Here is a 13,864-nt window from a genome sequence, read left to right as displayed (position 1 = left end):
CGTGGCGCGTCGGACCTGTCATCTCGTGGGTGTTCCCGTCAACGTTTTTTCGGTCTCGCCCGGAAGTCGCGGCCAGCGCTCTCGAGAGCCAAAGCGGTGACCGGACGTGTGATCGAGTCCCAGCTAGTTGTACTTCTGGACGGCGAGCTCGATCGCGTCGAGATTGTTATCGACTCGGTTGTCAGCGACTCGAATGAGCCCCTGCGGGTTGTACCCGTCGGAGTAATCGAAGATGTTGTTCAGTGCGGCTTTCGGAACGGACACCGACGTGAACTCTTCGATTGTGTAGATCAACGTGGCGGTATCGCCGTTCCAGAACGTTGTACTCGCCCATTCGTCGTTGTCCACGAACGTGGTTCCGACTCGGCCAGTCCCGATATATTCGCCTTCGTGATAGAACAGCAGGAGGTCTCCCTCGTCCATTTTCTCGAAATAGGTTTCGTTGTTCGAGCCTTCGCGTGCACCCCAGAACCGGACCGGCCCAGACTGGGAAAACTCCGCGGGGTGATCTGGAAATTCGCCCAGATCGACTTCGGAGAGAACCGTTTGCTCGAAATCTTCGGAGTCGTACGGCACGAGAAATACATTTGAACTCATTACCGTAAAAATGGAGGCAATTACTGATAAAACGTTGGTTTTAGTTCTGCTAGTCACCAGTACGTGTCGACTAACGGACTGGAACGGGTAGTGCCGACCCAATTATCGTGATTGCTTTTTACAAACACGGGGGAATCGCCCTCCAGCGTATCCACGAGACTCGACGGATAGATTTGACGCTTCGCCGGCCGACGGTCGGACTCGTTTGCCGTTCACCGACTCGAAAACCCGCTGAACGCACGTTTGAGGCAGGACGATCGGACAAACGAAGGCGATCAAACAAAATGGCAACAACTGATATACCCGACTCGGAACCACAGAACGACATGGAGTATCTTTTGTGGGTGATCGTCGCACTGCTCGCGTATTCTGTCGTCGCTCCGCTTACGAGTATCGCGACTCGAGACATCCCGGCCGCAGTCGGTCTGTTCTTTGCAACGATCGTCTTCCTGGTGATTACGACCGGCGTGTTGGTACTGACAGGTACCGGAGAGCCGGCCACCGTGATTTCTCAGGACGCCGTCTACATCTACGTCGGCGGGTTCTTCCTCACGGTCGGTATCCTGGCGTACGCGTCCGCCCTCGAGGCGGGGCCGGTGAGCGTCGTCGTCCCGATTTTCGGGATGTTCATCGTCGGGAGTTCCGTCATCGGTATCGTCTTCCTCGAGGAGACGCTGTCGGTGACTCGAGGTGCCGGGATCGTCTGTGCCATCGTCGCGATCTATTTCAGCGCGGGTGACGAGCGATAATGCGGCGATATCTCGGCCTCTCGCTCGTCGCGTTCGTCGCTTACAGCCTGGTAGCCCCGCTGATGAAAATCGCGATGGAAACGATCCCGAGCACCGTGGCCGTCTTCCTCTCGAATTTCGTCATGCTCGTACTGATCGGCGGCGTGTTACTCTACAGAGGGGTTTCGGTCCGTCCATATCTCCGCCACTCCAAGATGACCTACGTCATCGCCTGGGGAGTCGCACTTGCCGTCGGCTTGCTGGCGTACTACCGCGCGCTCGAGCTCGGGCCGGTCAGCGTCGTCGTCCCGATCTACGGCCTCTTCATCGCCGTGAGCTCTGTTATCGGCATCGCCTTCCTCGAGGAGTCGCTCACGGTTCGGAAGGCGGCGGGCATCGGGTTCGCCGTGTTGGCTATCGTCCTCATGTCTATCTGATCGCTCGACGACGGGCCGTCGCACGGCTGCTCCGATCAATCATACTTAACCGCTCTGGCGGCCTTGCCGTGGAATGACTGGTGAAAAAGTTCGAACGATGGGCGTCTGTGCCGACTGTGGATCGGCGTACGCGGCGCGCGAACAAGCGGACTGATCGGTACTCCCCATCGGCGTCCGAAACGGATGCACCTGCGGCGGGACGACGTTCCTCGAGGTAAAATCTGGAATCTGCCTCGAGACCGAAGAATAGCGAAGTGAGGTGTTTTCTAGACAACTTCCCCAAAGTGTGGAACCGTTGAGATACGCATGCTCGACCTCGGCTCCTCCATTGCTGTCGCTCACAGAATTGTTCGCGACAGAAAGTGGGACCGCAGTCACAGACAAGCTGTTCCCTGCACCCATTTTCCTTCCACACATCGCAACAGTCGCTACGCTCCTTTGCTCGTTGTGTCTGAAAAATGGGACCGCCGAGAGTCGAACTCAGGTCCTACGGACCCCATCCGCAGAGGATACCACTACCCCACGGTCCCGCATATTGATCGATGGGAGTGGGCTGTTTAAGCGTGTCGTTTCGCGAGGACCGCCCGACCGGGCCGCCCTCGAGGATCAGACCAGAACCCGCTCGAGTTCCACGACCGTCCCCGATTCACTCGAGGCGTCGCCGACGAGCGTCCCGAGACAGACCGCCGCCCCGTTGGGGGTGTAACAGGTCACGAGCGAGCCACGGTCGACGTCGGGGACCTCGAGCACGCCGGGAGCGTACACCGGCGCGCCCTCGGCGACCTCGCGGGCGGCACTTTCGGCGATGACGACCGAGGGAATGTGCTCGAGGATCCGTTCCCCGGGGAGGACGATCTCGTGAAGCGGTTCCGGATCGTCGTCCTCGAGCCAGAATTCGAGCGCGTCGAGGAACTCCTCGGCGGTGTGGAGCGTTCGGTCGTCGAAGGGATCCGTCGCCGTCCGGCGAAGGTGCCCCATGTGGCCGCCGGTTCCGAGCGCCAATCCGATATCGTGACAGAGCTTTCGGACGTAGGTGCCACTCTCACAGCGAATTCGTAACAGGACCTGTCGCTCGGTCGCCTCGAGAACCTCCAGATCGTACAGTTCGCGAACGCGCAGGCGACGCGAGACGGCGCTTTTCCGGGGCGGTTTCTGATAGATCGGCCCCTCGAACGCCGAAATCACGGATTCGGCGTCCGCAGGAACCGGAGCGTGACACTCGAGGACGCTGACGTACTCCTTTTGCCCCTCGAGAAACGCCTGGGCGAGGCGGGTCGCATCCCCGAGCATGACCGGCAGACAGCCGGTAACCTTCGGATCGAGCGTTCCGGCGTGAGCGGCGCGATCGATCGTCGTTCCGGCGTCGGCTCGCTCGAGCGAATCGCTGACCGCGTCTCGGATCCACCCGCTGACCTGGTGGGAAGACGGGCCGGGCGGTTTGTCGAGGTTGACAACGCCGAAGGTGAGCAACTCGGCGGGCGAACGGTCGTTCGGTGGGCCGCGAAGACTCATCAAAACTCGTAGTCCAATTCGATCGGGGTTTGTCCTTCGTCACCTTCGCGGTCGAACTCGTCGACCGCGGTAACGAGCATATCGAGGACGGCGTCCGGTTCCCAGCGGGCGGTGTTGACCGAGAGATCGTAGATCGTCAGATCGCGGATATCGATCCCGTAGTACTCTTCGTACCGTTGGGCCTCGCTCGCCTCTCGAGCCTGGGTTTCCTCCGTCGCCCGGGCCGGGTCTTTGTCCTCTCGCTCGGCGATCCGCTCGCCACGAACGCTCGCGGGGGCATCGAGCCAGAACCGAAAGTCCGCGTAATCGCCCGCGAGCCAGCCAGCGAGTCGAGACTCGAGTACGAGATCGTCCTCTTCGGTGGCAATCTCCCGAAGGCGGCGATCCAGATCGTGGTCGATCTGATCGTTTTCTTCGGCGAGTTTGTTGAACTCGAGGGGCGTATAGCCGCGTTCGTCGGCGAGTTCGCGAAAGATATCACCGCCGCTTACGTGAGAGAGATCGAAGGCGTCAGCAAGCAACCCCGCTGTCGTGCTCTTTCCGCTTCCCGGCGGTCCGGAGACGGTGAGTAACATATCTCACCTCCACGCTACCGGGTAAAATGGGTTTTGAATGCGATGCGACCCAGTCGGCATTCACAGTCTCGAGTCGAACTTCAACGCCGAATAAATATTCGGTCGATTCGGTAACTACGTGTGGTTGTTGACAGTTCGATTTATAATGAATCAGAGACAACTCGTGGTATGGAAGTTACCGCTGCTGCAACTGGGGCGCTATTCCTTCTAATCGGCGTGATTTTGATGGAGGTGCTCGAATACTTCGAGTGGAGAAGCGGAAATGACGAATAAGTCATTTGCACTCCATTCGATGCGTCCTCAACCTGTACTTATTGCGCAGTTCGAGACACTCTTTGGCTACAAAACAGGATCACCAGTTACTGATAACGAAGAAGGCGAATAACGGTGCGGTACCCGTTTGCCTACTGCGGATTCGAAGGAAAAATTTTCAACGGAATTGGATCAAGACATTCGAGGAGATACGGTCGTCTCAGGTACTCGAGGGCGTCATGTCGATGTTCAGCGCTTTCCGAAGCAACTGCGTAAAGCCCATCGAGCACAGGAAGTACCAGACAATCCAGGCGAACATCGGTCCGAGCAGTCCTTCCTGCCACTGGACTTCGCCGACGAGCGGCATGACGACGTACTGTTCGGCACCTTCGAGCGTCGGCACTTTCCAGTACATCCAGAGGAACAGCGGGATGGTAAAGAGCATGATCCAAACCATGGGTCGGAACTGCTCTTTGAACATCCCGAGGTTGTCGGCCATGGCTTCCATCTGCTCTTCGCGAGCCTGTTGCATCTCGTTTTCGAGCGCCTCGAGTTCCGCCTCGCTCGCGTCGCGCTCTTCGGCTTCTTTCTTGCGCTCGCGGACGTCCTTTTGTTTTTCCTGCATGGCCTTCATCCGCTTTTGATACTTGCCGATGCGTTCGGTGTTCATCAGATTCGCCTGTAACAAGGTCGAGTACAGACCCGTGAGCATCGCAACCGCAAGGATCACGGCGTAGAACGGGAGGGCCGCATCGAGCGGACCGAAAACCATGTCGACCGTACCCCCGACCGTATTACGAACGGAGTCGAGCCAATAGCCGATCATCAAGAGCACGGAGCCGACGGCTGCCATCTTGTCCCACTGTGACCACTTTGCTCCCTCTTCGTCGATGTCGACATCGGGAACGTCGATACCGCCGCCGTCACCGTCACCGTCGAGCGCCTCGTCGTAGGCCTCTCGATCGGCAATTTCGAATCCTTCCTCGCCGTCGACGAGGATCCCCTTCTCGATCAGTCGTCCCCACTGCCCGCTCGTGAGGTCGTCGCGGACGTCCGACCATTCGATCTCTCCGCCGTTTTGATCCGCCGTCTCGCGGATCGACTCGAGCGCCTCGGTCATCGAGCCGTCCTCTCGGACGAGAGAATTGATTTTATCGGCTGTACGCGTCATCTATTCGCTCTTTGGGTGGTCCGATATACAAGTGTTTATCTTCGGCACCGAACGGCCCACACCGGGGGCTCTTTTGTGTCGACTATTTATCCGAAGAAGAGCGCCTCCGTCGAACTTCGAAACGAAATCGTCGCGATCACGGAACCGTCTCGACCACTGAGCAGTTTAGGTTTCCGACTCGATCGTTTCCTTGATGTCTTGCCAGACCTGCTCGGGGGCTTGCTCGCCATCGACGCGTTCGAGCGCTCCCTCGTCCTCGTAGTGCTCGATTACCGGTTCGGTGTTTTCTCGGTAGACCTGAAGTCGCTCTTTGACGGTTTCTTCGGTATCGTCGTCGCGTTGAACCAGACGTTCTTCGACCTCGTCGTCTTCCGGGGGATTGTACTCGACGTGATAGATGTCGCCGGTTTCGGGATCCATTCGGCGGCCGGTGAGTCGGTGAACGAGTTCCTCCTCGCTGACCTCGAGCATGAGTGCCAGATCGAGATCGGTCATTCCCTCGAGTTCCTCGGCCTGTTCGAGGTTCCGCGGATAGCCGTCGAGAACGAAGCCGTCGGCCTGCGACAGCGCTTCGTCGACGATGGCATTGACAACTTCGTCAGGGACCAGTTCGCCGGCGTCCATGTACTCGCCGGGCGTGTCGTACTCGAGGTCGAGGTGGGAGATGTCCATCTCCTTGTTTCCTCGCAAGGCGTCGCCGGTCGTAATGTGGTCGATATCGAAGTGTTCGGTGATCTTCGCGCTCTGTGTTCCTTTCCCGGCCCCGGGTGCCCCCAGGATCAGAATTCGTGGCTGTGCCATACGGAGACCTAACGCACCGTCGCATAAAGTCTTAAAGAAACGAGGACGTGGAGTCGGTATGAGCCGATTTGATGCGGCCGAACCCACAGAGCGCCGGTCACTGTTCATCGACGCGATTACCGCCCACCGCGAGCGAGCAAGTCCGTTTCTGACGATCGAGGTCGACGAAGGGGCACTCGGAACGGACGCCGAAACCGCCGAACTCGGCGTTCCGTGGCTCCAGTTCGCGGACGGTATTGTGAACCTCGACTGTACGGACGAGGAACTCGAGCGCCTGAAATCGTTGCTTTCGGAGTTTCCCGCGTTCAAGATCGACGAACTAACGCGTCCGGAAAACGCCGACGGAACAAACGCGCGTGTGAGCGCGAAAGCGGATCCGAACCGGATCGCACAGTTTCTCGAGGCGGCGATTCAACGCGTCTACGACCTCCCTGAAGATAGCAAGGTCTGGGTCGTCGAAATCTAAAGGGTATAGCGCGAGTCCCACGGATCACCTGACCCGTGGTCGTTTACGAACGAAGAGTATCTACTGGATCGAAAGCGATCCGTCCTCATCGCCCTCGCCCTCGTCCCACTCGAGTTCGAACTCGACGCTGAACTCGGCCGGGCCGCCGGAACTCGAGGTTTCTCGCTCGGCTTTGATTTCGAACGTCGGGCGAGATGGCGGCTCCATCGTCACCGACTCGGATCCCGCTTCGAGCGTCAGGTCGTCCGACCCCTCGAGCGTGTCGGCGACCGTTCGAAGGTAATCAGCGATTTCTGCTCGATCCATCCGCCGCTCGAACGAGAAGAGTACTTCTTCTGGCATACGAATTGTAGGGAAGCGGTAATATAAAGAGTATCGCCCGGGTTTCGGTGACTGGACGATAGAAGACGTTCTTAAACGGTGATCTGTCTTCGATACCGTCCTATTTTTACCTCCTGAGGGTCTTGCTCCGCACATGATACCAGACGAAATGACGTTCAGGCGGATCTTTTGTCTGCAGTTTCGAGGGCGGATTCACGAGGGTGTATTGAATGGATGGTAAAAGCAAGCAGCCTCCACAACACGCCGACAGCCGGCCGTTGAGACGACAATTCGATGTCGAATGGGTAGCACAGAGGGACAATAGCAATCGAGTAGCGCAGTCGGTGCCCGTCAAAGCGTGTTTCGGTACCGTAGATGGGGTGAGCGCCGAAAATGAGTGACGAAGAGCTCGCGAAAGATCTCGGACTCCTCTCCGCGCTGACGATCGGTATCGGGACGATGATCGGTGCGGGTATTTTCGTCCTGCCGGGCGTGGCCGCACAGGAGGTCGGTCCGGCCGTCGTCGCCTCGTTCGTTCTCGGTGGGATGATCGCACTGATCAACGCGATGTCCGTAAGCGAACTGGGAACGGCGATGCCGAAAGCCGGCGGTGCGTACTACTACATCAACCGCGCACTCGGACCGCTGTTCGGATCGATTTCCGGGATGGGCGACTGGATCGGTCTCGCGTTCGCCTCCGCGTTCTACTGCATCGGATTCGGTGGCTATCTGGCGGATCTCCTCGAGGGTGTCACGATTTCGTTGCCACTGCTCGGTTCCGTCGCGTTGCTCCCGACGATCGGTCTCGGTCCGTTCACGCTGGGCGGGATCCAGATCGGCGCGATAATCGCGGGCGTGCTCTTCGTCGGGGTCAACTATATCGGCGCGAAAGAAACGGGAAGCATTCAGACGGTGATCGTCACGCTGTTGCTCGGTATCCTCACAATCTTCGCCGTCGTCGGGTTCTTCTCGTTCGACTGGGACACGGTCATGACCGGCGGCAGCCTCACCCCTGAAGGAACGTTCGAAATCCTGCCGGGTGCCGCACTCGTGTTCGTCTCCTATCTCGGCTACGCGAAGATCGCCACTATCGGCGAAGAACTCAAGAATCCCGGTCGAAACCTTCCGATCGCGATTATCGGGAGCGTCGCGATCGTGATGGTCATCTACACGATCCTCGTCGGCCTGCTGATGGGACTGATCCCTTACGATGTCCTCGACGAAGACGCTCCCATGTCCGAAGCCGCGGGAGTCGTCTTCGATATCCAATTCGCAGTCGCCGGATTCGACGTCTCCGCACTGGGCGTCGGCGTAACATCGATTACCCTTGCCGCACTCCTGGCGACCGCCTCGAGCGCGAACGCGTCGATCCTCGCGTCCGCACGAATCAACTTTGCGATGGGACGGGACAAGATCGTTTCCGACTCGCTCAACGAAATCCACCCGACCTACGCGACGCCGTACCGTTCGATCGCCGTTACCGGAGCGATGATCGTCGTCTTCATCATCGTTCTTGGCGAAACGGTTGAAATCCTCTCGAGTGCGGCCAGCGTGCTCCACCTGGTCGTCTACGCGCTGATCAATGTCTCGTTGATCGTCTTCCGGGAGGCCGACGCGCCCGAGTACGACCCGGACTTTACGGTGCCGTTTTACCCGTTCACGCCGATTCTCGGCTTCGTTTTCTCGCTCGCGTTGATCTACTTCATGGACCCCATTGCGTCCGCTATCGGGTTGCTGTTCGTCGTCTTCGCGGTCGTCTGGTACTTCATCTACGCCCGGCACAACACCGATCGGGAGGGGCTACTGAGTAATTACATCCTCGAGCGCTCCGACGAAATGCCCGATCCAGCGGTCTCGGCCGTTAGCGCTGTCAAACCACACGGCGAGGACGAACCGCAAGTGATGGTCGCCATCGCGAATCCGCGAACGGAACGCGCACTCCTTACCCTCGGGAGCGCGCTCGCGCGGGAGAAAGATGGTTCTGTTCTGGCGACACACATCGTGCAGGTTCCGGATCAGACGCCGCTACAACAGGGTGCAGACCAGCTCGATCGAGTGAGCTCCGAATCCGAACGACTGCTCGCCGACGCCAAGGAAAGCACCGAAACGTTCGACGTCGACGTCGAGACGAAGACGATCATTTCCCACCGCTCGCTCGACGAGGTCTTCGACGCCGGACGAGCCGACAACATCGAGGCGATCGTCATGGGAAGCGGCGGCTCGATGCTCGAGAGCGGTCGCGTCGAACGACCGCTCGAGGAGTTGACTACCGACCTGCCAGCCGACGTTCTCGTACTCAACGGGGAGGAAGTCGCACCCGATCGACTGCTGGTTCCGACAGCCGGCGGCGAGGAGTCAGAACTCAGTGGGGAGATCGCTCGCGCACTCCACGAGGAGTATGAGAGCGAGATCACTCTGCTTCACGTCGTCGATAGCCCCGAAGAACGCGAGGAGGGCGAAGCGTTCATCAGCGAGTGGGCGACAGAGAACGACCTCGCGGACGCGACGCGTCGGGTCGACGATTCGGGCGACGTCGGAAGCGCTATCGAGCGGGAAGCGGCGGATCACTCGATGGTACTTATCGGCGCGACGAGACGCGGCCTGCTCTCGAGATACGTTCGCGGATCGGAGGTTTCGGACATCGTCGAACGACTCGACGTACCGGTGCTTCTGACCGAAAAACGTTCTTCGCGGACGCTCCGCGAACAGCTGTTCGGCCGACGAGAGGAGTAACGGTCATCGAACGGGGCCCATTTCGGAGCGGCCGAACATATTCGCGTCATCGGCCGATTTGAGCGGTAATACGCGGTTTCTGGCGACGAATAGCGCATTGAGAGCGACAGAAAAAAGACCCGTGGGTCAAACAGACTAGTGACGGACTAGGGGAGTACACAACTGGTCACGAACGATACCTCGTAAGACGCGGTCGTGACAGTGTCGCGGACAGCGTTTCCAAATAGATAAGTGCTCCCAGCGAGCATCGTCCGACATATACCCGGTTTCCAAATAGAGGTGAACACAATCTACAGCGCACTTCCAACTCCGACTCCATTGCAGATTGGCACGGGTGCAGAGGACATGACACGTGTCGACGTGTTCGAGGACATCTTCCTCGTCTTCCTCGCACTCGGTACACTCGTCGGTATTATTGTCGTCTCGTATACACTGTACAACGCGTACAAGTACCGTGATACGGAGGACCGAACCGACGACAAAGATCTGCCGGCGCTCGGAGAACTTCCGACAGGCGGAGGCAGCGGCAAGAAACTATTCGTCTCGTTCATTCTGAGTGCGATCGTCGTGATCGCGCTCATCGTCTGGACGTACGGGATGCTCCTGTACGTCGAAGACGGCCCCGACGAACTCGACGAAGACGCGATCGAGGTCGATGTCCAGGGGTCCGCGTTTAGCTGGTCCTACGAGTACGACAACGGACTCGAGCCGAACGAACTGGTCGTTCCGGCCGATGAGCCGGTCCAAATAAGCGTCACATCAACTGACGTCTGGCACACATTTGGGATATCACAAGAACGGGTGAAAGCTGACGCTATCCCCGGTGAACACGACGAAACGTGGTTCATCGCCGAAGATCCAGGCGAGTACGAGAACGCGATCGAGTGCTTCGAACTCTGCGGTGCAGGCCACTCCAGTATGGATGATGACTTCCGCGTCCTCGAGGATCAGGAGGCCTACGAGGAGTGGGTCGACGAGCAGTTCACGCTCGACATCACCCTCGAAGACGAAGACGAAGAGCCCGTGACCGAAGGCGTCGACGAACTAACCCTCGTCCACCAGGAAGAGGAAGGTCACGAGTACGCCTACGACGGTGACGAATTCGAGAACGGCTCGATAACGATCAACGAAATCGATCAGGGCGGCGACTACGATGTCGAAATCACGCCGGAAGGCGACGAATTCGAGCCGGTCGAAGAAAGTATCGTATTCACCGGCCCGTCCGACGAAACGTTCACGCTCGAATCGCCGGAAGACGAAGAAGATGATGAAGAGAATAACGAGGATGAAGGCGACGACGAAACGGACAACGACGAAGAGGGTGGTGAGAACTGATGAGTGATCTACCGCCAAAAACGTCGATCAAGCGGTGGTTAGTCACGACGAACCACAAAGACGTCGGGACGCTCTATCTCGCCACGGCGCTTTTCTTCCTCGTGCTCGGCGGGATGATGGCGCTGTTGTTCCGGGCCCAGCTGTGGCAGTCCGGCGGCACCGGAATCCTCTCCGGTGACGGGTTTAACCAGGCTGTGACGGCTCACGGGCTGATAATGGTGTTCTGGTTCCTCTCCCCGATTGCATCCGGGTTCGCGAACTACTTCGTCCCGCTTCAGATCGGAGCCAAGGACCTCGCGTTCCCGCGACTGAACGCCCTGAGTTACTGGTTCTATCTGTTCTCGGGAATCATGATCGCGCTTTCGTTCTTCCAGGGTGGAACGTTCGCCGGCGGGTGGACGATGTATGCCCCGCTAAACGTTCCAACGTACACGCCCGCGGTCGAGGCGACGACGGGGGGGACTATAACGGTATTCGCGTTAATCCTGTTCGTCCTCTCGATTACCCTCGGGACGATAAACTTCCTCGTGACCATCCACCGGTCGCGTGCTGAAGGGCTCGGCCTGTGGAACATTCCGCTGTTTACCTGGTCGTGGCTGCTCACGGTCTGGATGATGCTGTTCGCGTTCGCGGCTCTGCTCGCGGCGCTCTTACTGTTAGGAATAGACAGAGTCATGATGACCCAGTACTTCGCGACCGATCAAGGGTCGGGACTACTCTGGGCGCACCTGTTCTGGTTCTTCGGCCATCCAGAGGTGTACATCGTCTTCTTCCCCGCACTGGGGATCATGTTCGAGACGTTCCAGACCTTCTGTGGTCGCCGTCTCGTCGGCCGGAAATGGGTCATCATCGCGATGGTCCTCGTGGCGGTCCAGTCGTTCCTCGTCTGGATGCACCACATGTTCCTGACGACGATCAACCTAGAGATCAAGACGCTGATCATGGCGACCACCATCGGGATTTCGTTACCGTTCGACCTGATGGTGTTCGCGCTGATCTACACGATGGTCAAGGGACGCGTCCGCTTTACGACGCCGTTCCTCTTTAGCCTCGGCGCGCTCGTGTTGTTCATCCTCGGCGGTATCACGGGGGTCTTCCTCGGTGCCGTCGTGCTCGACTACGAGTTCCGTGGCACCTACTGGGTCGTCGCTCACTTCCACTACGTGATGGTTTCGGGCGTCACCGCGTTGATCGCCGGGCTCTACTACTGGTGGCCGAAAATCTCCGGGAAGATGTACTCCGAGAAGCTCGGCAAGCTCAACTTCGCCGTCTACTTCTTCGGGTTCAACCTGCTTTACTTCCCGATGTTCCTCGCCTGGGAGACGCCACGGCGCGTCTTCCACTTCGGGGAGAGCATGCAGATCTACCACCAGATGGCGACCGTCGGCGCGTTCGTCCTCGCGACGTCGTTCGCGATCATGTTCATCACGTTCGGCCACAGCTATCTGTACGGGCCGAAAGCACCCGACAATCCGTGGAAGTACTCCCGAACCGCAGAGTGGGCGATTCCGTCTCCACCGCCGCTGGACAACTGGAGCGGTCGCCCGTCCTATGCGAGCGGCCAACTCGAGTTCGTCGACGACGCCGCCAAAGCCACTGACGGTGGCGTCGCAACCGAAACGCCCGCCGCACAACAGGAAGAAGAACACGCGGACCACGCGAGTATCTGGCCGTTCGGTATCGGCCTCGGTACCTTCGTGACCTTCATCGGCATCAGTGGACTGACGCCGTACGTCTACGACTTCATGGAGTCCGCGGTCGAAGCTGGAAACGCCGAAATCGCTAACGGCCTGCCAGCAGGTCCGGACGCCGAACCGAACATCATGTTCCCGATACTCACCGTTATCGGACTCATGATCCTCACGTACACGCTGTTTAAGTTCGGCGTCGAGGAGTTCAACGCACCCGAGATGGCCATCGCCGAACGCTGGCCGTTCGGCGGCATCGACAACACCAAGATGGGCGTCTGGGTGTTCCTTGCATCCGACGTCGTCGTCTTCGGTGCGGCAATCGGCGCGTACGTCTTCATGCGTATCCACATGGGCTGGACCGAATGGGAGACGATCCCGTTCGCCTCCTGGCCCGGCCTGTTGAACACGTACATCCTGCTCACCTCGAGTTTCACCGTCATCCTCGCGCTCGTGATGGCAGAACGCCAGAACAAAAAAGGGCTTCTCGCAACCCTCGGCGCGACGATGTTACTCGGATTCGCGTTCATGGGCGTGAAAGCCTACGAGTACAGCGTCAAGTTCGGTGACGGAGATTACTGGTTCTCCGGACTCGAGTACTCGCTGTACTACGTGACGACGGGGCTCCACGCGTTACACGTGATACTCGGCCTGATCGTTGCAGGCTTTATGATCTATCGAGTCCTTTCGATAGACGCCTACCTCGAGGATCATCGGCCCGTCGAGTACTTCGGCCTCTACTGGCACTTCGTCGACATCGTGTGGGTCTTCCTGTTCCCACTGTTCTACCTGGTATAGAGGCCGTCGCGACAACGGATTCTTTTTGCGTTGATTTTGAAGGCCTGATGTCCGAAAACAGATCGATAGCCGCGCGATTGTGGGAGATTTAGCACTCGATCTCGAGCGACATGAGGAAGCTATAAGTGCCCTTCAACCCCAATCACCTATCAATGGCGAGTGTTCGGACCTACGCGATCATTTACGTGGTGTTGCTCGTACTGGGTACTGCGAAGTTCGTATTCTTCGAATTCGACTTCGACTACTGGACGGCGATAAGCGGGGTCATGCTACTCGCTGTAGTCAAATCCCTCCTGATCGCCGGTTACTTCCAGCACCTCATCGAAGAACCCCGGGCGATCAGCTATATGATGACTGTGGCGGTATTCATGGTGTTCTTGCTCACTGTGGCCGCCGGCTTCTCCATCCAGTAATCAGTCTCAGCCGTCGTTGTTTTCGGTTCGTCTTTCC

Annotated in this window: 13 protein-coding genes and 1 tRNA gene; 7 read left to right on the top strand and 7 right to left on the bottom strand. The window is 58.4% G+C overall.

Annotation, left to right across the window (positions count from 1 at the left end):
- Positions 1-123: 123 nt before the first annotated feature.
- A complete protein-coding gene (locus QNM96_RS18080; protein ID WP_283838104.1) occupies positions 124-597 on the bottom strand; it encodes a hypothetical protein in 474 nt (157 codons plus the stop codon).
- A gap of 326 nt (positions 598-923) precedes the next feature.
- On the opposite strand from QNM96_RS18080, the gene QNM96_RS18075 reads away from it, so the two are divergent.
- Positions 924-1,346, top strand: a complete 423-nt coding sequence (locus QNM96_RS18075) for an EamA family transporter (RefSeq protein ID WP_283838103.1) — start codon at positions 924-926, stop codon at positions 1,344-1,346.
- Positions 1,346-1,762 carry an EamA family transporter gene (locus QNM96_RS18070; RefSeq protein ID WP_283838102.1) on the top strand — a complete coding sequence of 139 codons (417 nt, stop codon included), beginning with the start codon at positions 1,346-1,348 and terminating at the stop codon, positions 1,760-1,762. Before QNM96_RS18075 ends, QNM96_RS18070 begins: the two co-directional genes overlap by 1 nt.
- Positions 1,763-2,221: 459 nt before the next feature.
- Here the strand turns inward: QNM96_RS18070 and QNM96_RS18065 are convergent.
- From QNM96_RS18065 to QNM96_RS18045, 5 genes are all read right to left on the bottom strand, one after another.
- Positions 2,222-2,292 (bottom strand) — tRNA-Pro (locus QNM96_RS18065).
- 76 nt (positions 2,293-2,368) lie between these two features.
- Positions 2,369-3,274, bottom strand: a complete 906-nt coding sequence (locus QNM96_RS18060; protein WP_283838101.1) for an RNA-guided pseudouridylation complex pseudouridine synthase subunit Cbf5 — start codon at positions 3,272-3,274, stop codon at positions 2,369-2,371.
- Positions 3,274-3,849: a (d)CMP kinase gene (gene cmk / locus QNM96_RS18055; RefSeq protein WP_283838099.1), complete on the bottom strand. Its 576-nt coding sequence runs from the start codon at positions 3,847-3,849 to the stop codon at positions 3,274-3,276. Before cmk ends, QNM96_RS18060 begins: the two co-directional genes overlap by 1 nt.
- Positions 3,850-4,321: 472 nt before the next feature.
- The gene (locus QNM96_RS18050; protein WP_283838098.1) at positions 4,322-5,272 is read right to left on the bottom strand and encodes a DUF106 domain-containing protein; all 951 of its coding nucleotides are present in this window, start codon (positions 5,270-5,272) and stop codon (positions 4,322-4,324) included.
- Between the two features lie 165 nt (positions 5,273-5,437).
- Positions 5,438-6,073, bottom strand: a complete 636-nt coding sequence (locus QNM96_RS18045) for an adenylate kinase (protein ID WP_283838096.1) — start codon at positions 6,071-6,073, stop codon at positions 5,438-5,440.
- Positions 6,074-6,131: 58 nt separating this feature from the next.
- Between QNM96_RS18045 and QNM96_RS18040 the strand changes: the two genes are divergently transcribed.
- Entirely contained in the window at positions 6,132-6,539 is a 408-nt protein-coding gene (locus tag QNM96_RS18040) for a hypothetical protein (protein ID WP_283838095.1), read from the top strand.
- Between the two features lie 60 nt (positions 6,540-6,599).
- On the opposite strand, the gene QNM96_RS18035 is transcribed toward QNM96_RS18040, so the two are convergent.
- Complete coding sequence (locus QNM96_RS18035) at positions 6,600-6,881, bottom strand: amphi-Trp domain-containing protein (protein ID WP_283838094.1); 282 nt, start codon at positions 6,879-6,881, stop codon at positions 6,600-6,602.
- Positions 6,882-7,253: 372 nt separating this feature from the next.
- Here QNM96_RS18035 and QNM96_RS18030 point away from each other — a divergent pair, with 372 nt between their 5' ends.
- The 4 genes from QNM96_RS18030 (at position 7,254) to QNM96_RS18015 (ending at position 13,827) form a co-directional block, all read left to right on the top strand.
- Positions 7,254-9,593 carry an amino acid permease gene (locus QNM96_RS18030; protein ID WP_283838092.1) on the top strand — a complete coding sequence of 780 codons (2,340 nt, stop codon included), beginning with the start codon at positions 7,254-7,256 and terminating at the stop codon, positions 9,591-9,593.
- A gap of 345 nt (positions 9,594-9,938) precedes the next feature.
- Complete coding sequence (gene coxB / locus QNM96_RS18025) at positions 9,939-10,928, top strand: cytochrome c oxidase subunit II (RefSeq protein WP_283838090.1); 990 nt, start codon at positions 9,939-9,941, stop codon at positions 10,926-10,928.
- Positions 10,928-13,414, top strand: a complete 2,487-nt coding sequence (locus QNM96_RS18020) for a cbb3-type cytochrome c oxidase subunit I (RefSeq protein ID WP_283838089.1) — start codon at positions 10,928-10,930, stop codon at positions 13,412-13,414. The genes coxB and QNM96_RS18020 overlap by 1 nt, the downstream gene beginning before the upstream one ends.
- Before the next feature lie 152 nt (positions 13,415-13,566).
- Positions 13,567-13,827 carry a cytochrome C oxidase subunit IV family protein gene (locus tag QNM96_RS18015; RefSeq protein ID WP_283838088.1) on the top strand — a complete coding sequence of 87 codons (261 nt, stop codon included), beginning with the start codon at positions 13,567-13,569 and terminating at the stop codon, positions 13,825-13,827.
- Positions 13,828-13,864: the final 37 nt, after the last annotated feature.

Source organism: Halostagnicola sp. A-GB9-2 (assembly GCF_030068615.1).
Lineage (GTDB): Archaea > Halobacteriota > Halobacteria > Halobacteriales > Natrialbaceae > Halostagnicola.
This window is presented reverse-complemented; position numbering and strand designations above follow the sequence as displayed.